This is a genomic window from Gordonia bronchialis DSM 43247, from assembly GCF_000024785.1.
GTDB classification, from domain to species: Bacteria; Actinomycetota; Actinomycetes; order Mycobacteriales; family Mycobacteriaceae; genus Gordonia; species Gordonia bronchialis.
Genome location: NC_013441.1, coordinates 1,030,561 through 1,050,430 on the forward strand (window position 1 = coordinate 1,030,561; position 19,870 = coordinate 1,050,430).

A 19,870-nucleotide genomic window follows, 5' to 3' on the forward strand; every position below is an offset into this window, starting at 1 on the left:
GCCTCAACCTAGGACGGCGTACCGACAAGAGCGGCCGGCGACAGGCCGGGCCGGGAACCGGTGGTCAGTGCCCGCCCTCGTGCTCGCCCGCACCCTGCTCGCCCGTCGTGTGCTCGCCGGAACCGTGCTCACCCTCGGCATGCTCACCGGGCGGCGGCTCGGCAGAGTATGCGGCACCCTGACGCGGGTACTCGGGCTGGGTGTCGACCGGTGTCAGGACCGACGTCTCGCCCGCGTCGCGCCACGACCCGTCGGCCTGCTTGTGCTCGAAGACGAAGACCAGGTTGGTGGTGAGGCCGGCGGCCACCGACTTGCCGGCGCCGTTGAGCGTCGCATCGATGCGGTTCTCCTCGGTCGCACGCTCCACGGCCTCGTTCTCGAGGCCCACCGGGGTTCCGCTGCGCAGCTCACGGTCCGGGGTGATCTCGAGTTGGGGACCCGACGACGGCACGAGCGTGACGGTGCCACCGCTGGGTGCCTTGATCTCCTTGAGGCGGAAGTAGTCGGTCGGACTGGTGGTGCCGATGACGAAGGAGAGTTTGAACGGCCCGCCCGCGCCGAACACCTCGTCGGCCTTGTCGGTGGGGTAGACGATCTGCACGTTGCGCAGCGTCAGCGACAGATAGTTGGCATTCGCGCCGTTGACAGCGGGGAGCTGGTTGGCGGTCTGCGAGATCTGGCCCGCACCACAACCGGTGGTGCCCAAGGCAACTGCGACGCCGAGCGCGGCGGCGGCGGTTGCGAACCGCATCCGCGCACGCACCGATCGCCGTGCGGATTGTGGAAGCTTTGACACCCGTTCCTCCCAGGTCAACGAAGCCGACAGCGCAGAAAGCGAACCCTGCACTACGCAGCGTAGTGGGCGCGGCCCACAAAAGTCCGGCGGGGTGCCGGATTGGTGTCTTCACGCCGTCCCGCCGGACCCCGGTGACGCCCTGTGTACACCACTCTTGCGTTGTGGGTCCCTGCCTGCTAAGGCCAGGCTCACTACCTCGCAAAACGTGTCGGCGGGTCCGCATCATGGCCTTGACCTGCACCGTTGGGAGCTGCCCTCGGAACGGCCGTGCTAGACTGGCCATACTCGAAAGGGGCAAGGAACATTGAATTTCAAAGTTGGCGACACCGTCGTTTACCCCCATCACGGTGCTGCCCGGGTCGAAGACATCGTGACCCGGACCATCAAGGGTGAGCAGATCGAATACCTTGTTCTCAAGGTTGCCGACGGTGACATGACCGTTCAGATTCCCTCCACCAAGCTCGAATATGTCGGCGTGCGCGACGTGGTCGGTCAAGAGGGGCTCGATCAGGTATTCCAGGTGCTCCGCGCTCCGCACACCGAAGAACCCACCAACTGGGCACGCCGTTTCAAGGCGAACCAGGAGAAGCTCATCTCCGGTGACATCATCAAGGTCGCCGAGATAGTGCGTGACCTGTGGCGTCGCGAACAGGACCGCGGTCTGTCCGCGGGTGAGAAGCGGATGCTGACCCGTGCGCGCCGCGTGCTCGTCGACGAGTTGTCACTGGCGCAGAACACCGACGACGAGAAGGCGACCAGCATTCTCGACGAGGTCCTCGCCGCCGCGTCCTGACGACCGGACGCGTGGCCGACACGCCGGAGAAATCCGGCTCCTCCATCTGTGTCGTCATCCCGGCCGCCGGGTCGGGTACCCGACTCGGTGAGTCACTCCCCAAGGCATTCGTCGACGTCGACGGACAGACGATCATCGAGCGATGCGTGGCCAGTGTGCCGCGTTCGCTCGGGGCGTCCGTCGTCGTCGTCGTACCGGCCGACATGATCGACCGCGCCCGGTTGCTGCTGCCCGACGACGTCGTCGTCGTGGCCGGTGGCGCCCATCGCAGTGAATCGGTGCGGGCCGGGGTCGCCGCAGCCGGCGACGTCGAGGTCATCCTCGTCCACGACGCCGCCCGTCCGCTCACACCTGCCTCGGTGTTCACCCGCGTCGTCGACGCGATCCGTAGCGGGCACGACGCGGTGGTGCCGGGTCTGCCGGTCGTCGACACCCTCAAATCCGTGACACCGGGCGACACGCCCGGCCTCGAACGCGTCGCCGCCACCGTGGACCGCGAGCCGCTGCGTGCCGTACAGACCCCGCAGGGGTTCACCCGGGACGCGTTGCTGGCGGCGCACGCCGACGATTCCGGACTCGCCACCGACGACGCCGGACTAGCCGAGCGCGCCGGCATCGACGTGCACGTCGTCGCCGGCAGTCCCCGGGCCATGAAGATCACGACGCCGTGGGATCTCGCGATCGTGCGGCACCTGCTGTCGAGCGGAGGTGGGGGCCCGTGAGGGTCGGCATCGGGACCGACGCGCATCGCGTCGACGAGAACTGCGACTGCTGGATGGTCGGGCTGCATTTCCCCGATACGCCCGGTTGCGCGGGGCATTCCGACGGCGACGTCGGCGCGCACGCGCTCTGCGACGCGGTGCTCTCGGCGGCCGGTCTCGGCGACGTGGGATCGGTGTTCGGGACCGGGCGGCCCGAGTGGGCCGGCGTGTCCGGGGTGGCGATGCTCGCCCATGTGGCCACGCTCGTCGCCGACGCCGGATTCACCGTGGTGAACGGCGCGGTACAGGTCATCGGGAACCGGCCCAAGATCGGTCCACGGCGCGACGAGGCGCAGCAGGTGCTGTCCGAGGCGCTCGGCGCGCCCGTGTCGGTGTCGGCCACCACCACCGACGGTCTGGGGATGACCGGACGTGGTGAGGGCGTCGCGGCAGTTGCAACCGCACTGATTGAATGACCGCCGGGCCGGGTGGTCTTGGCTCGACCGTTGCCGGGATCGGCCGCACCGACAGGTAGAATCGCACGTCGTGACCCTGCGCCTGTATGACACCGCCACGCGAGAGGTGCGCGACTTCGTGCCGCTGCACCCCGGCCGGGCGTCGGTGTACCTGTGTGGCGCGACCGTTCAGGGCGTCCCGCACATCGGCCACGTCCGCAGCGGCATCGCCTTCGACATCCTGCGCCGCTGGCTCGCCCACGGTGGCCTCGACGTCCTGTTCGTCCGCAACGTGACCGACATCGAGGACAAGATCCTGCGCAAGGCCGCCGAGGCCGGCCGCCCGTGGTGGGAGTGGGCGGCCACCCATGAACGCGAGTTCACCGACGCCTACGACGCCCTCGGCGTGCTGCCGCCGTCGGGCGAGCCGCGGGCGACCGGGTTCATCACGCAGATGGTTGAGTACATGGACCGCCTCATCGAACGTGGGCACGCCTATGCCGCCGACGGCAACGTGTACTTCGACGTGCGCAGCCTGCCCGACTACGGTGCGCTCTCCGGGCACAAACTCGACGACGTCCACCAGGGGGAGAGCGCCGGTACCGGTAAACGGGATCCGCGCGATTTCACGCTGTGGAAGGCGGCCAAACCCGACGAACCGTCGTGGCCGACGCCTTGGGGCCCCGGGCGGCCGGGCTGGCATCTCGAATGCTCCGCGATGGCCACCGCGCTCCTCGGCCCTGAGTTCGACATCCATTGCGGTGGAATGGATCTCATCTTCCCGCACCACGAGAACGAGATCGCCCAGGCGCACGGTGCCGGCGACCCGTTCGCCAGGTACTGGCTGCACAACGGCTGGGTCACCATGGGCGGGGAGAAGATGAGCAAGTCGCTGGGCAACGTGGTCGCCATCCCGGCGATGCTGCAGCGCGTGCGGGCCGTCGAACTGCGGTATTACCTCGGGTCGGCGCATTATCGCTCCATGCTCGAGTACTCCGACGGCGCGCTGACCGAGGCGGCGGCGGGTTACCGTCGGGTGGAGTCCTTTCTGCAGCGGGTCGTTGCGCGCGTCGGCGAGGTCGCCATCGGCGAGATCGATCCGGAGTTCGGTGTGGCACTCGACGACGATCTCGGTGTGCCGGCCGCTCTCGCGGTGGTGCACAACGTGGTCCGCCACGGCAACACCGCCCTCGAATCCGGTGACGGCGCCGCGGCATTGGCGGCGGCGTCGTCGGTGCGCGCGATGATGGGCGTTCTCGGCGTCGACCCGCTCGACGAGCACTGGGCCACCGCCGGCGACGATTCCGCCGCGACGTCGGCACTCGATGTGCTGGTGCGGGCCGAACTACAGCGACGCGCGGACGCGCGCGCCGCCAAGGACTGGGCGACCGCCGACGGCGTCCGGGATCGCCTCGCGCAGGCCGGCGTCGAGGTCACCGACACACCCGACGGGGCACAATGGGCGCTCAAGGGTGACAACTGATGGCAGGCAACTCCAAACGCAAAGGCGCGATCCGCAAATCGGGCACCAAGAAGGGGCAGACCGTCGGCTCCGGAGGTCAGCGTCGTCGGGGTCTGGAGGGTCGCGGTGCGACCCCGAAAGCTGTTGACCGGCCCTATCATCCGGCGCACAAGCGGGCCAAGACGGCGGCGAAGCCGGCCGGCCGGGGTGCGCCGCGCCGCAAGGAGGACGGACCCGAGTACGTGCTCGGCCGCAACCCGGTGCTCGAGTGCCTGCGGGCCGGTGTACCGGCGACCGCGTTGTACGTGGCGTCGAACTCCGAACCCGACGAGCGCGTCGCCGAGGCCGTGAAGATCGCCGGCGACGCTGGGATCGCGCTGCTCGAGGTCGGCAAGCCGGAGCTGGACCGGTTGTCCACCAACGGTTTACATCAGGGCGTGGCACTCCAGGTGCCCGAATACACCTATGCTCACCCGGATGACCTGCTCGCCGCGGCGAAGGCCAGCGGCACGCCGGCGCTGCTGGTGGCGCTGGACAACATCACCGATCCGCGCAACCTGGGTGCGGTGATCCGTTCGGTGGCCGCCTTCGGCGGGCACGGCGTGGTGATCCCGGCACGACGCAGTGCGAGTGTCACCGCGGTCGCGTGGCGTACCAGTGCCGGGGCGGCTGCCCGCCTGCCTGTCGCCCAGGCGACGAATCTGACTCGCACACTGAAGGATTGGGCCGAATCCGGTGCCCAGCTGGTCGGTCTCGACGCCGACGGCGATGTGACCCTCGACGATTACGACGGCACCGGTCCGACGGTCATCGTCGTCGGCTCGGAGGGCAAGGGACTTTCGCGGCTGGTCCGGGAGAGCTGCGACTCGATCCTGTCCATCCCGATGGCCGGCGACGTGGAGAGTCTCAACGCGTCCGTCGCCGCCGGAGTGGTGCTCGCCGAATTCGCCCGTCAGCGTCGGCAGGCCTGAGCGCACGGTCGACGTGTCAGGACGCTGCGACGGTGATCCCGGCGTCATCGAGAGCGGCTCGCACCGCTCGGGCGTGCCCGACCGCGCCGGGGGTGTCGCCGTGCAGGCAGATCGATTGGGCGGCAATCGAGATCGTGGTGCCGTCGATCGCGGTCAACTGGTTCTCGGTGACCAGCCCGACGACGCGGCGCGCGATCTCGTCGCTGTCGGTGAGTACCGCGCCGGCCTCGGTGCGGGGGACCAGGGTGCCGTCGCCTCGGTAGGCGCGGTCGGCGAAGGCCTCCAGGATGACCGGGAGCCCGGCGTCCTCGGCGCGGCGGATGACGACCGCACCGGGTAGGCCCATCAGCGCGAGGGAATGCCCCAGTTCGGCGACGGCGGTGACGACGGCGTCGGCCTGCTGCTCGTGGTGCACGATCGTGTTGTACAGCGCCCCATGGGGTTTCACGTAATCGACGGTGGCTCCGACGGAATGGGCGATGGCCTCGAGTGCGCCGATCTGATACGTGATGTCGGCGATCAGGTCGCTCGTGGTCATGTCCATGAACCGTCGGCCGAACCCGGCTCGGTCCGGATAGGAGACCTGCGCACCGATGCGCACTCCGGCCGCGACCGCGGCGGAACACGTCGCGAGAAGTTCGGCGGGTGTCCCGGCATGGAAGCCGCACGCCACGTTGGCGCTGGTCACGACGGTGAGCATCGCCTCGTCGTCGCCGACACCCTCGCCGAGGTCGGCATTGAGGTCGATGATGCGCGACGAGAGGCTCACGTGGGCCAGTCTAGTTTCCAACACGGGACACTAGGCGGTGGGGACCGCCGGGCCGTTGCCCGAAGAGACGTTTCGACTACGGTGTTTCTCATGACATTGCTCGATAGCAAGGTGACGACCGTCAATGGCATCGTCGAGGGGGCGCGGGGCAAGCGGACCCGCCGCGGAACCATCAGCTGGCGGGGTATCCCGTTCGCGGCTCCGCCGGTCGCGGGGCGTCGATTCCGGGCGCCTGAACCCGCGCCGAACTGGCCGGGTGTGCGGGATTGCACAGCGATGGCCAAGGCCGCCATCCAGGAGAAACGCTTCACCGCGGTCGCCCCGGGGAAGTTCGCGCCGATGAGCGAGGACTGCCTGACCCTCAACGTGTACTCGCCGGATTCGGTGTCGTCGAAGCCGCGACCGGTGATGGTGTTCATCCACGGCGGCGCCTACATCCTCGGCACGGCCGCCACACCGCTCTACGACGGGTCGTTCCTCGCGCGTTCCCGCGACGTCATCGTGGTGACCGTCCAGTACCGGTTCGGTCCGTTCGGTTACCTCGACCTCGGCGCCTACGCCACCGACGACCGGCCCTTCGACAGCAACTGCGGCCTGCGCGATCAGGTCGCCGCCCTCGAGTGGGTCCGCGACAACATCGCCGCCTTCGGTGGCGACCCGGCCAACGTCACCGTGTTCGGCGAGAGCGCGGGCGGGTCGTCGGTGCTGTCGCTGCTGTCGGCGCCCGCCGCGCAGGGTCTCTTCGTCCGGGCGATCGCGCAGAGCCCGGCCCCCGAACTCACCGTCGATCAGGACCTGGCGCGGCTCTACGCCGACGAGTTCGTGCGGATCCTGCGCGACCCGCAGCGTCGCAACACCACGCTGGAGCGCACCGAAGCCCCGATCGAACCGGAAGAGGCGCAGCGTCTTCTGTCGATCGCCAACCCCACCGAGCTACTCCGCGCCGGCAGTCATCTGATGAGCTTCACGATGAAAGTCGGTGCTCCCGACCCGATCCCGTTCGGCCCGGTCGTCGACGGCAGCTATCTGCCGCGGTCACCACTCGACGCCGCGCGGGCTGGCACCACGCATCCGGTGCCGCTGATCATCGGTACCAATCGCGAAGAGGGACAGCTGTTCTCGAAGTTGTGGAACGTGCTGCCCGAGACCGAGCAGGCCTTGCTGAAGGTCACCGACGACGAGACGCGGCGCGAGATCGCGGCGCTGTATCAGGGCGGCGACCGCGACCTCATCCGGCTCGCCGGCGATGCCATCTTCTGGGCACCGATGACCGCCTTCGCCGACGGTCACAGTGCCGTCGCGCCCACCTACGTCTACCGCTACGACTACGAGACCCGCATCCTGAAAGCCACCGGATTCGGCGCGACGCACGCCACCGAATTGTTCAGCGTCTTCGGTGCCTATCGGGCGCCGATGGGAGTGGGCCTCGCGGTCGGCGCGTGGCGCGCGAGCGGACGAGTGATCGACGACGTGCAGACGCGGTGGACCGGCTTCGCGCGCACCGGCGACCCCGGCATCGGCTGGCCGGCCTACACCACCGGGGACCGCAAGGTGCTCGTCATCAACGACCCCGACCGCGTCGTCACCGATCCGGACGCGCAGCGTCGGCAGGCGTGGTCGAAGGCGCACGCCGAAGTGGGTTCCTGAGGCGGGCGGTCGTCCTCACGGCCGCCACTCGGCGGGCGGCTCGGCGGCCAGGAACGACGACACCAGCGGATTGAACAGTTCCGGCGCCTCGACCGGCAGGATGTGCGTGCCGGGCAGGACCGCGAACCGGCCGTTGGGCAGGGTCCGGGCCAGTTCCAGGCTGTGTTCGATGCGCACCACGCCCCGGTCGGCGGCGATCACCAGCGTCGGCGTTTCGACCTGCGCGAACCCGTGCACCTCGAAGTCGGGTTCAGTGGTGAGCATGTCGACCAGCTTGTCGTAGACGACGTGGAAGTGGGCGGCACCGTCGGGTGACATGGTGTCGAAGTCGCTGCGCAGGAACTCGATGATGTCGGGGTGCGCCGTACGCACCCGTTCGACGAAGTCGTCCGAGTCGCGCCCCGCGGCGTCCACATAGCTGCCGAAGACGACCATCCGGTTGACCAGGTCGGGGCGCGCACGCGCGACCAGTAACGCGAGCACGCCACCGTCGGCCCAACCGACGAGATGTGCGGGTTGCCCGACCACCGATTCGAGGTAGTCGACGATCTGATCGAGCAGCGCCGCGAACGAGTAGACGCCGTGCGAGTCGGGACTGTGGCCGTGGCCGCTGCGTTCGGGAACATAGACCTGCAACCCCACGTCCATGAACCCGGCGATCTGGGCGCCCCAGGTGGCGGCCGACGCGAACGCGCCGTGCAGTAGGACGGTCGGCGGGCCGTTGGGTTCGCCGCCATGGAAATGCCAGATCACCTGACCGCCCGCGGCGACATATCGGCCGCCGTCGACCGGGTCCCCGACGTGCACAGCGGGCATGTACTGATCCTGTCCTGTCGTGGGCCTGTCACCCACCGGCGTCGGGGCGGTGGTGCTGCGCGTCGGGAACGAAACGGGCATCCGCCATCGTCCCAGATGTCGTGTCAGTGCGGTGACACGGTTATGACTCGAATCGGCAACGGCCCCCGGGCATTCTCGATGTGGCGGGCACTCACCTGCGTTAGCGTGTCCCTGGACTGCAGCATTGCGAATCCGGCGATACAACGCGAAGGGTGTACACATGCAGCCACGACGACCGTCGCGCTTCGGCCGTGTTCTGGCAGTCATTCTGATCGGCGTGTTCGGCGTCGTGCCGCTGATCATCCCGATGGGTGCCGAGGCGACCGCCGCGCCCGGCGATCCGCCCGGACCGTTGAGTCTGCGCGACATCGGGTCGTCGTCGACACTGGCCTTTCCCGGGCAACAGGGCGCGGTGAGCGTGTCGCTGCCGGTGCCGCAGAACCTGGCGCCCACCGAGATTCGCGGCAGCGCTCAGCTGCCTGCTTTCGTCACCGGTGGGAATGTCGATGTGGTGCAAGGCGATCGGCTGATCTCCCGCAACCCCATCCCGACCGCACCGGGTGCGCCCATCACGCTGTCCCTGCGCGGGGTCCGGGTCGATCGCAATGCGGTGGACATCGTGTTGCGGTCGTATCTGCGGGCCGAGGGCTTCTGTCAGTTCGACCCCGACAACGCTTTTCGGATCGTCAACGCCTCGGTGACCTACACCGGTCGTGAGGCACGGCCGAGCAGCGTCGCCGACTTCCTGCCGCCGATCCTGCAGAAACTGACGATCTATGTGCCCGACGACGTGTCGCAGGCCGAGGGGGCGTCCGCGGTCAACCTCGCCGCGGCCGTGGTGGCGAACTACGGAACCACCCCGGTCGAGGTGGTCACCGAGTCGTTGCCGAGGGCGTCGCTCACACCGACCACGACCCCGGGATCGCTGGAACGCCAGATCGTGGTGAGCACCTCCGCCCCGGCCGGTCTGACCCTGCGCGACGGCCCCGGCTGGCCGTATCTCGTCATCGGCGGGTCGTCGGATGAGCTGCTGGCACAGACGCAGTTCCTCGGCACCGATCTGTCGAGGATTGCGATGACGTCGTCGGCCGTCGCCGGGCCACTGCACACCGCACCCCAGCTCGCCCCGCCGGTCCAGACGCTCGCCGACCTGGGCGTCAACGACCAGCTCGTCACCTCCAGCGCCTGGCCGACGGTGTCCTTCGGCATCGACCAGACCCGGCTCGGACGCCCGTCGCACAACCTGCGGCTGCAGGTGAAGGGTTCCTACTCCTACGGGTCCGACACCGGCGGCCAGCTCTCGGTGCGGGTGGGCAACCGGACCATCGACTCCTGGGCGGCCGATTCGTCGGGCGCCTACGACCGCTGGGTCGACGTCCCCCACGACGTGGTGGGCCGATTCACCGAGGTGTCGATCGTCTACACCAGAGCGCAGGTCGGCGAGCAGTGCGGGGCCGGAACGCGCGCCTCGCTGAGCCTCGACTCCTCCGGAGAGGTGACCTCCGATGCCGCCGATCCACCCACCCCGGCTGGTTTCGGATCGCTACCGCAGGCGCTGATGCCGCGCACCCGCCTTGCCTGGACCCGTGGCGACGTCGCCGACGTCACGCGGGCGGTCGCGATCATCACCGGGTTGCAGCGGATGTCCTCGGTGGCCCTCGGCGTCGACGTCGTATCGATGTCGGACGCGATGAGCGCCGAGGCGCCGGCGATCCTGATCGCGGCCGACGGCACCGGACTGGGAGACCTGAAACTCCCGGTCACGGCGGATGGTTCGACGGTGACGGTGACCAACACCGGTGGCGAGGAGTCGCAGGTGACGATGACACTCGCACTGCGCTACGGCACGCTGCAGGTGGTCCGCGAGGACGACCGGACGGTGCTGGTCGCCACGTCCACCGCCGACACCGCCGACCTCGATGCGATCCTCGCCTGGCTGGGCGACGACCCGGATCGTTGGCCGGGGTTGAGCGGTGACGCGGTGTTGCAGGTCGCCGGCAAGGAACCGGTGTTCGTGAGCAGCGACGCCGTGGTGCCGCCGGCCTCGTCGACCGATTCGGGATGGTCGGTGTTGCAGGCCGCCGGTGTCGCCTTCGGCGCGGCGGTCGCCGCCATCGCGGTCGCGGTGCTCGTGGTCGTCAGCGGTCGACGCCGACCGCGACGCGAGTGACGGTGTCGTCGCCGTGACGGTGACCGAACAGCCGGTCTCGACACCGGGGCGGCAGTCGATCGCGATCTGGTCGGCCGCGCATCCGGGGTGGACCATCGTCGGCCGGTGGGTGGTCCTGGTGACGCTCACCGTCGCCGGCTTCTGGAACACCATCGCCGCGATCGTCGCCGAGATCTATGCGCAGACGCTCATCGGTTACGTCCCGGTCCTGGTGCTGCTCTGCGCGATCGCCGCGGTGGGCGTCTCCTGGCGCCGGCACCCGGAGCCACCCATCTATGACCGCCAGACCGATGTCATCGTCGGCATGATCGTGTTGCTGCTCGCGATTGCCGTCAAATACCTTGTGACCCCCCGCTATTCGCAGGCATATCTCACCGCGCACATGGATCTGCTGGCGCTGTGGCTGTTCGTGCTGGGCGCCGCGATCATCCTGTTCGGACTCCGGCCGGTCGCCCGGTATCGCTGGGTGTTGCTGATCCTGATCGCCATCTGGCCGATCCCTACACGCGTGGTGGTGCTGAGCCTGGGCGGGTCGGCAACCACGGTCGAGGGCGCGGTCACGGTGGCCTACGCCGCTGCGGCGACCGCTGTCGCAGTGGGCCGGACCTGGCGTCGAGCCGTTGCCGGAGCGGCGCTGGCGTTCGTCGTCGGCGGTGTCGGGCTGGGCGTGACGGTCGTCGTGGACGCCCCTCGAGGCGCCGTCGTCACACTGCCGGCCCTCGCGGCAGCACTCGCCGCGTCGGCCGTGACGTACGTCGAGTACCGACATCGCGGCGGCCATCCGTGGTCACCCCTGGGCCGGCAGGTGCTGCCGCCGACGCTGTCGCGGGTCGGCCGGCCGACAGTGGTGCTGGTCCTCGCGGCGGGGATCCTCGCGTTCATCCCGGTGCCGCCGGTCGGCACCTGGCCCAGCGCACGCATCGACGGTCTGCCGACCGGGCAGCCGCTGGCGGTGCCCCCCGGCTGGCGGCAGGCCTCGCTGGACCGCTACGACTGGGTGACGCGCCTCTACGGCCGGGACTCGGTGCTGATCCGGCAGGTCATGGTCCAGACCGCGGGCGATCCCGCGTTCGACAAGTTCGCGCGTCCCCGCCGGGTGATGGTCGACAGCGTCGACAGCGCGCGACCGCTGGCACTGGAGGTGTACCCGTACATCTTTCGGTACGACCTGGTGGGCGACCGGTTTGCTCCCGCCGAGGAGATCGACCTCCCGCACGGCGTGCAGTCGTGGATCTGGAACGTTGTCGATGACCGCCGGTATCTGACATACACCGTGCTGTCGTGGTGGTGGACCAACGGGTCGCGGACGCAGCAGATCATGCTGTGGTCGGTGGACAACCACGAGTCCGACGCCTTCTTCCCGCCGCCGCAGATGACGGTCGGTGGCAATCTCAACACCATGTTCACGGTGCTCTTGCGGGGCAACGCCGTGATCCGCGCGAGTGCGGCCAAGCAGAACGATCGAGCCCTGCTCACCGATCTGGCGACGGGACTGGTGCAGTCACAGGCCGCCCGGGCCGCACAGTCGGCCGGCGGGTGATGGCGATGAGTGATACATCCGGCCTGAGCCGGCACACCCGGTCCGATCGTGACGTGGCCGAACTCCTCGCCGACCCGCAGTACCGGGCCGCCGCGCTCGACGACGCGGTCAACCGCATTCGCACCGCCGACGTCGACCGGTCGGCATCGGTCCCGTTCAACCGCACCCAGAAGCTGCTCGGTCTGCTCGGAGCGGTGGTGAGTGTTGTTGCGCTGGTGCTGTTTCCGGTCGGCGCGGTCGCGACCTTCGTGTCCGTCGTCACCGTCGCCTACGTGATCACGCTGGTCGACCGGTTGGTGATCTTCCGCCGCGGACTGGTAAACGGGGCGATCCGGGTGACCGACGAGCAGGCCCGTTCCATCCCCGACGACGACCTACCGCCCTACACCGTGCTGGTGCCCGCCTACGGCGAGCCCGAGGTGGTGGGTGACCTCATCGCCGCCGTCGAATCGATCGAGTACCCGCGCGACAAACTACAGGTGCTCCTGCTGCTCGAAGAGGATGACGAGCCGACGATCGTCGCCGCTCGTGCGGTCGAGGCGTCGGGGATCGTGACCGTGGTGCTCACCCCGCCGGCCGATCCCCGCACCAAACCCAAGGCGTGCAACTACGGGCTGCATTTCGCCACCGGCGACATCGTCACGATCTTCGACGCCGAGGATCAGCCCGACCCGCTCCAGCTTCGCCGCGCGGTGCACGTGTTCACCCACATCGACGACGACTCGGTGGTGTGCGTGCAGGGCAAGCTCAGCTTCCACAATTCGCGCGACAACATCCTCACCGAGTGGTTCACCGCGGACTACGGCATCTGGTTCGGTTTCCTGCTGCCCGGCATGATGGTCAGCCGCGCGCCGATTCCGTTGGGCGGCACGTCGAATCACTTCCGCCGTGACGTGCTCGACCGCATCGGCGCCTGGGATCCGTTCAACGTCACCGAGGACGCCGACCTCGGTGTCCGCATCGCCGATTCGGGATATCGCACGGCCGTACTGGATTCGGTGACACTCGAGGAAGCCAACGTCGACGCCATCAACTGGATTCGGCAGCGATCCCGTTGGTACAAGGGTTATCTGCAGACCTGGCTGGTGCACATGCGTCATCCGGTTCGGTTGTGGCGCATCCTGGGCACGGTGGCGTGGCTCCGGTTCACCCTGCTGATCGCCGGCACGCCGCTCATCGCCTGCGTCAACATGCTGTTCTGGCTGATCCTGGTGCTCTGGGTCGCCGGGCAACCACCGGTGGTCGCCGACCTCTTCCCGGGCCCGATCTACTACCTGGCGCTGATCTCACTGATCTTCGGCAACGGTGCTGCGATCTACATGAACCTCATCGCGATCCGCGAGAACGGGCGCAGCGACCTGGTGGTCTCCGCGCTGCTCGTGCCGGCCTACTGGTTGCTGATGAGTGTTGCCGCGATCAAAGGGGTCTGGCAGATCCTGGTCAATCCGTCCTACTGGGAGAAGACCTTTCACGGACTGTCGACATCCGATGCGGCGAGCGGGGACAGCTCCTCTGACGGGAAAGCCGGGTCGGCGTGAGTACCCGCCGGACACCGTCGCCCGGTGCCGCGCTGCTGGTCTTCACGATCTGCTTCGTCGCCTACCTCGCGTTCGGGGTGTACCTGGCGGCCGGCCTGAATGTCTTTGTGGGCGACTCGCTGGCGCGGGTGCAGGCGGCCCAGAGCGTACTATTCAGTCGCGATCCACATCTGGCCGCGATCGGCTTCATCTTCACCCCGCTCACGGCGATCGTGCAGCTTCCGTTGACCGCACTCACGCCGTGGTGGCCGGAGATGACCACCGAGGCGCTGTCCGCGGCGGTGATGTCGGCCGCGTTCATGGCCGGCTCGGTGGTCCAGGTGTCGGGGGTGGCCCGCGACCGGGCCCTGCCGCGCTGGGTGTCGGTCACCGTCACCGTCTGTTACGCGGTCAACCCGATGATCGTGGTCTACGCGGCCAACGGGATGAGCGAGGCGCCGTATCTGTTCTTGCTGGCCTGGGCGTCGCGCCGGCTGATCCGATGGGTGGACAACGACGATGTCCACGAACTCACGGTCGCCGCAATCGCTTTGGGGCTCGGCTACCTGACCCGCTACGACGGGGGTGCGGCCACGATCGCGGCCGCGGCGCTGGTGGCCGTGGTGTCGTTTCGCCGCGCCGGACCGGGTGGGGTCGCGCGAGCGGTTCGCGCGGGGGGATCGATCGCGGCGTCGGACCGGTGGTATCGGACCATCCTGGACGTGACGCTCGTGGTGTTGCCCAGTGCGGTGGCCTTCATCGGGTGGGCCTTCACCAGTTGGCTGATCACCGGAAACGCCTTCGCCCAGTTCTCGTCGGAGTACGGAAACGCCTCGATCATCGCGCAGTCGGGCGGCAGTGGGTCGGCGACCGTGTCTGCGGCACTGGCGTTCTCGGCCACCGAGCTGTTGATCCTGGCGCCGCTGCTGCCGCTGCTGCTGGTCGTCGTCGCGACGACGCGGACGCTGCGACATCGGCTATATCCCCTGATGCCGTCGGTGCTGTTGATCGGTGCGGTCCTCGCGTTCCAGGTCCTGAGTTACAGCCGGGGTTCGACCTTCGGTTTCCTGCGCTTCTACATCACCGTGATCCTGTTGTCGGGGCTGGTGGCGATGCTGGCGACCCCCGCCCGCCGCCGGGTGCCCACCCGCCGGCCGGGGTTACGCGCCGCGCCGCCGGCGGTCGAGACGGGCCCGCACACAGGGCGATCCGCGACCGTCCTGGGGATCTGCGCGGTGGTCACCATGGCACTGGCGATCCCCGTCACCGCCGTCGGTATGACATCGCCCAAACGGGCGCCCCAGGAGTTCGCGCTCGAGGCGGTGATCGCACCGCGGCCGGATTCGACCGACCAGCGCCACCTCGACGCGCGGCGCCTCCTGCGTACGTTCTCGACCGAGCGGCGGCTCGCGCAGTACCTCGACTCACTGAATCTCCCGGACGGGAGCGTCCTGACCGACACCGTCTACGGATTCGCCGTGGTGGTCGCCTCCACCCGGCCACGACAGTTCGTGATCCCGTCGGATCAGGATTTCACCAACATCCTCAACGACCCTGCGGCACACGGTGTTCGATACCTGCTCACCGTGCCCAAGGCGGGACGCGGTGTCTCCGACGCCCTCAACGTCCGCTATCCGACGCTCTACGACAACGGTGCCCAGATCTCCGTGTTGGTGCTCGAGGTCCCCAATGATGGTGCCGACCAGATCGATTGGCGGGTCTACCGGGTGATCCCGACCTGACGGTGCCGCATCATCGAATCCGAGCCCGCCGTTGACCGGGCGCCCAAATCCGTTGACCGTGGGCAGGCTCAAGGGGTCGGGTGCCCGGTCAGCGCGCGGTGTCGGTGACGACCCGCCACGCCGGGTCGTCTGGCCCGATGTCGTAGGTGCATTCGTTCTCGCGCGGATCAGGGACGAAGGCCCACAGCAGGGCGCCGGCGACACCGGCGGCGCGATCGTCGGCGATGATCTTCCGGAAGCATGCGGCACGTGCGGCGATCGGCAGGCAGGAACCGGCATCGATGCCGATCTCGTTGACCACCAGGGGTTTACCTGCGGCACGTGCCTGGGTGAGGCGGGCCGGTAGGTCGCTGCCGTGCGGTCCGGAGGCATCGATGGCGGAGAGATAGTCGTGGAAGTCGGCCACGTCTATGCCCGGGGAGGCGAGCACCCGGCCGTAGTCGTCGTCGGCGGTGCCGCACTGGTCGCCGCCGACCAATCCGGAGAAGATCGGGCGGGTGGGGTCGAGGGACCGGAGCATGGCTCCCGCGGTGTCGAAGAACGTGCGGAGTACGTCGGCGGCATCCGAGGGGCACGTGCGCTGCTGCCAGGCACACGATGTGGTGCACATGCTGGGCTCGGGTTCGCCGACCAGCTCCCATCCGGCGATGGATCGCGAGCCGCGCCAGCGGGTGACGGCGGTCTCCAGCCAGGCGGCGTAGGTGAGTCGCCCGACGCCGGTGGTGGTGCGCCAGCCGTCCACGTACCAGGGGAGTTGCTTGAAGACCTTGTCCTCACAGGCGCCCTCGTTGCTGGTCAGCACTGGCAACAGCATCTGGTGGTGGCGTTCGTCGGCGGCGATGACGGCATCGAGTGGACCGAAGTTCACCAGCCCGGTCCGTTTGTCGACGACGAACGACGAGTAGAGGTTGAACCGCGTCAATGCGCGCGGTGGTAGTCGTCCGAAGTAGTCGTCGAGGTTCACCGCCGCGCCGCACCCGCGGTTCACCGACCAGTCGGTGCCGAGCTGATAGGCATTGAATCCCGTTGGCCACCAAGGTGTTTTGTCCAGTGTCAGGCCGGTCGGGGTCGCCTGCACCCGCCCGGTGCGCGGGGGGGAGGTCGTCGGACCGGCACTGTCCTGTGATGACGTGCAGCCGGCCACCACGAGCACGACGAGGACGAGCAGGCACACCGCGATACGGCGAACGGTCGGGAGCGCACAACGCCTCGTCACAGCTGAAGGCTACTCGCGGTGACGGACACGCACCGCGGGCTCGGAAAGAGAACCCGGTGCGGTCGGCGCGTCACTGGGCGGGATTAGTGTGCACCGTATGCCACTCTCCCTCGGATGCCGCGATGTCGATCGAGCTGTGGTCGGAGTCCTCGCCCTGATGTGCGTCGCGCTGCTGAGCGCTTGCGGGGCCGACGATGGTCCCGCCGGGCCGGTGTCGTCGACGGCGGAGGTCGCGACGTCGTCGAGCACCGCGTCCACGCCGCCGCGGCCGAGCACCCCGAGCTACCCGCCGCCCTACATCGATCACGTCACCTGGGTACAGACCGCCGTCGGACCGAGCCTGCAGGTCTACCCGACGACGTCGGGCCGCTACACCGCCGACGCGTCGGCCATGAACGCCGCCTGGGCCGAGGTGGTGCGTCTGGACCGGTCCGCGGACACCCCGGGCATGCAGGCCCAGTTCGACTGCCACTGGCGGTTCGCGCGGATCGTCGAACCGGAGAAGCCGAGCTGGAATCTCGAACCGGGCCGGCCGGTCGTCGACGAGAACACCATGATTGCCACCCGCTGCAACCCGGGATTCGCCGAAGAATAGGGTCGCCGCGCGGTTGGCCCCTCAGCGCGTGCGGTACACCCGCCGTCGCCCGATCATCCGGCACGCCAGGTAGATCAGGAACGAGATGGTGGTGACGAAGACGGACACCGGCAGCTTGGGGGCCAGCGACAGGATGAGTCCGCCGACGGCGGCGACCTCCGCGAAGACGACCGAGAGCGCGATGACCTTCGTCGGGTTGGCGGTCAGACGAGCCGCCGCGGCACCCGGCGTGATCATCAGCGACATCACCAGCAGGGCGCCGATGATCTGGACTCCCTGTGCGCAGGCCAGACCCATGATGATCGCGAAGACCACCGAGAGGGTCCGCACCGGGACGCCGTGGGCCTGGGCGACGCGCGGATCGGTCGAGGCGAACAACAGCGGCCGGTAGATCACCGCCATCACCGCCAGCACGACGCCGGTGGTGATCGCGATCGCGGTCAGGCCGCTGACCCCGACGCTGACCACCTGCCCGGTGAGCAGCGCGAAGCCGGTCTGGCTGGAGCCGTAGAGCGCGAGGAACAGCACGCCGAGGCCGAGCCCGAAAGCCATCACCACGCCGATCACCGAATCACGTTCGCGCGCTTTGTTCCCCAGGAACCCGAAGACAGCGGCCGCGATCACCGCGCCCACCACGCCACCCACGTTGACGCTGACGCCGAGCAGTAGGGCGGCAGCCGCGCCGGTGACCGACAGCTCGCTGATGCCGTGGACGGCGAAGGACATCTGCCGGGTGACGATGAGCGGCGCCAGGATTCCGCCGAGCAGACCGAGCAGCGCCATGGCGAGCAGGGCCTGCAGCATGAAGTCGTAGCCGAGGAGTCTGGCGGTGAGTTCGAAGTTCCACAGGTCGCTGAACTGGCGGTCTGCCGCGGCCAGCGTCATGGTCATGAGCCGACGTCCTCGGTGGTCTCGACGCAGTGGTGTCCGTCTTCGCCGCCGATGACCACCAGGCGTCCCTTGACGCGCAGCACCTCGACGTCGCTGCCGTAGAGCTCCGACAGGGTCGCGGTGTTCATGACCTCGGCGGTGGTGCCGACGCGGAAGCGGCCGCCGACGAGGTAGAGCACCCGATCCACGTACGGGAGGATCGGGTTGATCTCATGGGTGACGAAGACGATCGCGGTGTTGGCGCGGCGTCGTCGAGCGTCGATCAGTTCCACCACCCGCTCCTGGTTGGCGGGGTCGAGGCTGGCCAGTGGCTCGTCGCAGAGCAGCAGCCGGGGGTCGGTGGTCAATGCCTGGGCGACCCGCAGCCGCTGCTGTTCGCCGCCGGAGAGCACCCCCACCGGCGCGTTCGCATACGCCTGCGCGCCCACCTGCGCCAGCGCGTCGTCGACGATCATCGCCCGCCGTCGGCGCCCGGCGAGGCCGAGTCCCCACCGCTTGCCGTCGACACCGAATCCGACGAGGTCGCGTCCGCGCAGCGCCATCGGGTCGGCGTCGTCGGAATGTTGTTGCGGCACATAGCCGATGGGTTCGGTCACGGTCACCGAGCCACCCGTCAGCGGATACTGGCGCAGCAGGGTGCGCAGGAACGACGTCTTTCCCGAGCCGTTGGGACCGAGGACGGCGACGAATTCGCCGGGGGCGATCTCGAGATCGAGGTGATCCCACAGCACGCGGTCGCCGAAGGCGAGCCGCGCATCGTGGAAGGCGACGGCGGGCTGTCCGGTCATCTGGCCGGCTCGGCCAACGCCGCGGCCAGGGCGTCGATCTGCGCCGTCTGCCAGGCGATGTAGCTGGTGACGCCGTCGGGCAGGGTCTCGGTGAACCGCAGCACCGGGACGCCTGCGCCCTCGGCGATGGGCAGCATCTGCTTGGTCACGGCGTCGACGGCCTGAGTGTTGTAGATGAAAGCGCGCACGGTCCGATTCTTCAGCAGATCCTGCATCGCCGCGATGTCGGCTGCCGCGGGGGAGTTGCCCTCCTCCACCGACTGGGTGAATCCGGCGGGGGAGGCATCCACCAGACCGGCTTCGGTGAGCAGGTAGCCGGCCAGGGGCTCGGTCTGGGCGACCTTGGTGCCGTCGTGAGCGGTCTTGATGGCGGCGAGCTTGTCGCGCAGGGTGGTGATCTGGCCGGTGAAGGCGGCGGCGTTGGCCTTGTAGGCGTCGGCGTTCGCGCTGTCCTTCTCGCCGAGCGCGGCGGCGATCTTGTCGGCCACCTGGGCCACGACGGCGAGGTCGTAGAAGACGTGCTCGTTGATCACGCCGTGGTCGTGGTGGTGACCGGACTCGTGGTCGTGCTCGGTCCCGTCACCGTGTCCGAGCAGCGAGAATGCGTTGACCACCGCGGAGTCGGTGCCCGCGGACGCCTTCTCCATGTAGGCGTCGTAGCCGCCGCCGTTGAGGACCACGACATCGGCGTCGACGATCGAGGCGGTGTCGGCGGCCGACGGCTCGAACTCGTGCGGATCACCGTCGGCGTTGGTGTAGAGCGCGGTGACGGTGGCCTTGTCACCGGCCACCGCGGCGGCGACCGACCCCCACACGTTGGTCGAGGTCACCACCGTGGGCTTGCCGTCACCGGAGTCCGAACCGCCCGAGCAGCCGGCGATGACCAGCGTGACGGCGGTGAGCAGTCCCGCCAGAGTCCAGACGGTTCGCCGCATCTTTCGACCTCCCACAAGTGGCAAATGATAATCGTTACCGACAAG

General features: G+C 68.7%; 18 protein-coding genes. 11 read left to right on the forward strand and 7 right to left on the reverse strand.

Translation table 11 applies throughout. The annotated features are described in order from the left end of the window. Window positions 1-64: 64 nt before the first annotated feature. Window positions 65-751, reverse strand: a complete 687-nt coding sequence (locus tag GBRO_RS04780) for a hypothetical protein (protein ID WP_012832860.1) — start codon at window positions 749-751, stop codon at window positions 65-67. 349 nt (window positions 752-1,100) lie between these two features. Between GBRO_RS04780 and GBRO_RS04785 the strand changes: the two genes are divergently transcribed. The 5 genes from GBRO_RS04785 (at window position 1,101) to rlmB (ending at window position 5,178) form a co-directional block, all read left to right on the forward strand. Continuing rightward, entirely contained in the window at window positions 1,101-1,589 is a 489-nt protein-coding gene (locus tag GBRO_RS04785; RefSeq protein WP_006435671.1) for a CarD family transcriptional regulator, read from the forward strand. An 11-nt stretch (window positions 1,590-1,600) separates the two neighbouring features. Beyond that, window positions 1,601-2,311 (forward strand): 2-C-methyl-D-erythritol 4-phosphate cytidylyltransferase, encoded by a 711-nt coding sequence (gene ispD / locus GBRO_RS04790; RefSeq protein ID WP_012832861.1) that lies wholly within the window; start codon window positions 1,601-1,603, stop codon window positions 2,309-2,311. Continuing rightward, window positions 2,308-2,766 (forward strand): 2-C-methyl-D-erythritol 2,4-cyclodiphosphate synthase, encoded by a 459-nt coding sequence (gene ispF / locus GBRO_RS04795; RefSeq protein ID WP_012832862.1) that lies wholly within the window; start codon window positions 2,308-2,310, stop codon window positions 2,764-2,766. Before ispD ends, ispF begins: the two co-directional genes overlap by 4 nt. Before the next feature lie 70 nt (window positions 2,767-2,836). Then, the gene (gene cysS / locus GBRO_RS04800; RefSeq protein WP_012832863.1) at window positions 2,837-4,228 is read left to right on the forward strand and encodes a cysteine--tRNA ligase; all 1,392 of its coding nucleotides are present in this window, start codon (window positions 2,837-2,839) and stop codon (window positions 4,226-4,228) included. Beyond that, window positions 4,228-5,178, forward strand: coding sequence for a 23S rRNA (guanosine(2251)-2'-O)-methyltransferase RlmB (gene rlmB, locus GBRO_RS04805; protein ID WP_012832864.1), 951 nt, complete (start codon window positions 4,228-4,230; stop codon window positions 5,176-5,178). Before cysS ends, rlmB begins: the two co-directional genes overlap by 1 nt. Window positions 5,179-5,194: 16 nt before the next feature. On the opposite strand, the gene GBRO_RS04810 is transcribed toward rlmB, so the two are convergent. After that, window positions 5,195-5,947 carry a LamB/YcsF family protein gene (locus tag GBRO_RS04810; RefSeq protein ID WP_012832865.1) on the reverse strand — a complete coding sequence of 251 codons (753 nt, stop codon included), beginning with the start codon at window positions 5,945-5,947 and terminating at the stop codon, window positions 5,195-5,197. 90 nt (window positions 5,948-6,037) lie between these two features. Between GBRO_RS04810 and GBRO_RS04815 the strand changes: the two genes are divergently transcribed. Continuing rightward, window positions 6,038-7,594, forward strand: a complete 1,557-nt coding sequence (locus tag GBRO_RS04815) for a carboxylesterase/lipase family protein (RefSeq protein WP_012832866.1) — start codon at window positions 6,038-6,040, stop codon at window positions 7,592-7,594. Between the two features lie 15 nt (window positions 7,595-7,609). Here the strand turns inward: GBRO_RS04815 and GBRO_RS04820 are convergent, their stop codons facing one another. Further along, on the reverse strand, window positions 7,610-8,410 hold the full coding sequence (locus GBRO_RS04820) for an alpha/beta fold hydrolase (RefSeq protein WP_012832867.1): 801 nt from the start codon (window positions 8,408-8,410) through the stop codon (window positions 7,610-7,612). 241 nt (window positions 8,411-8,651) lie between these two features. Between GBRO_RS04820 and GBRO_RS04825 the strand changes: the two genes are divergently transcribed. From GBRO_RS04825 to GBRO_RS04840, 4 genes are read left to right on the forward strand one after another with little or no spacing between them, the layout of a single operon-like run. Then, on the forward strand, window positions 8,652-10,601 hold the full coding sequence (locus GBRO_RS04825; protein WP_012832868.1) for a hypothetical protein: 1,950 nt from the start codon (window positions 8,652-8,654) through the stop codon (window positions 10,599-10,601). A 13-nt stretch (window positions 10,602-10,614) separates the two neighbouring features. Then, window positions 10,615-12,141: a hypothetical protein gene (locus GBRO_RS04830; protein WP_012832869.1), complete on the forward strand. Its 1,527-nt coding sequence runs from the start codon at window positions 10,615-10,617 to the stop codon at window positions 12,139-12,141. Next, the gene (locus GBRO_RS04835; RefSeq protein ID WP_012832870.1) at window positions 12,141-13,679 is read left to right on the forward strand and encodes a glycosyltransferase; all 1,539 of its coding nucleotides are present in this window, start codon (window positions 12,141-12,143) and stop codon (window positions 13,677-13,679) included. Before GBRO_RS04830 ends, GBRO_RS04835 begins: the two co-directional genes overlap by 1 nt. Continuing rightward, a complete protein-coding gene (locus tag GBRO_RS04840) occupies window positions 13,676-15,400 on the forward strand; it encodes a glycosyltransferase family 39 protein (protein ID WP_012832871.1) in 1,725 nt (574 codons plus the stop codon). Before GBRO_RS04835 ends, GBRO_RS04840 begins: the two co-directional genes overlap by 4 nt. Window positions 15,401-15,488: 88 nt before the next feature. Here the strand turns inward: GBRO_RS04840 and GBRO_RS04845 are convergent, their stop codons facing one another. Next, window positions 15,489-16,616, reverse strand: coding sequence for a beta-mannosidase (locus tag GBRO_RS04845; RefSeq protein WP_115311657.1), 1,128 nt, complete (start codon window positions 16,614-16,616; stop codon window positions 15,489-15,491). Window positions 16,617-16,713: 97 nt separating this feature from the next. Between GBRO_RS04845 and GBRO_RS04850 the strand changes: the two genes are divergently transcribed. Then, a complete protein-coding gene (locus GBRO_RS04850; RefSeq protein ID WP_012832873.1) occupies window positions 16,714-17,211 on the forward strand; it encodes a DUF2599 domain-containing protein in 498 nt (165 codons plus the stop codon). A 21-nt stretch (window positions 17,212-17,232) separates the two neighbouring features. Here the strand turns inward: GBRO_RS04850 and GBRO_RS04855 are convergent, their stop codons facing one another. Genes GBRO_RS04855 through GBRO_RS04865 form a run of 3 tightly spaced genes read right to left on the reverse strand, consistent with a single transcriptional unit; the run spans window position 17,233 to window position 19,825 of the window. Continuing rightward, window positions 17,233-18,102 carry a metal ABC transporter permease gene (locus GBRO_RS04855; RefSeq protein WP_012832874.1) on the reverse strand — a complete coding sequence of 290 codons (870 nt, stop codon included), beginning with the start codon at window positions 18,100-18,102 and terminating at the stop codon, window positions 17,233-17,235. Then, window positions 18,099-18,890 carry a metal ABC transporter ATP-binding protein gene (locus tag GBRO_RS04860; protein WP_012832875.1) on the reverse strand — a complete coding sequence of 264 codons (792 nt, stop codon included), beginning with the start codon at window positions 18,888-18,890 and terminating at the stop codon, window positions 18,099-18,101. Before GBRO_RS04860 ends, GBRO_RS04855 begins: the two co-directional genes overlap by 4 nt. After that, the gene (locus GBRO_RS04865) at window positions 18,887-19,825 is read right to left on the reverse strand and encodes a metal ABC transporter solute-binding protein, Zn/Mn family (RefSeq protein ID WP_012832876.1); all 939 of its coding nucleotides are present in this window, start codon (window positions 19,823-19,825) and stop codon (window positions 18,887-18,889) included. The genes GBRO_RS04860 and GBRO_RS04865 overlap by 4 nt, the downstream gene beginning before the upstream one ends. Window positions 19,826-19,870 lie beyond the last annotated feature (45 nt).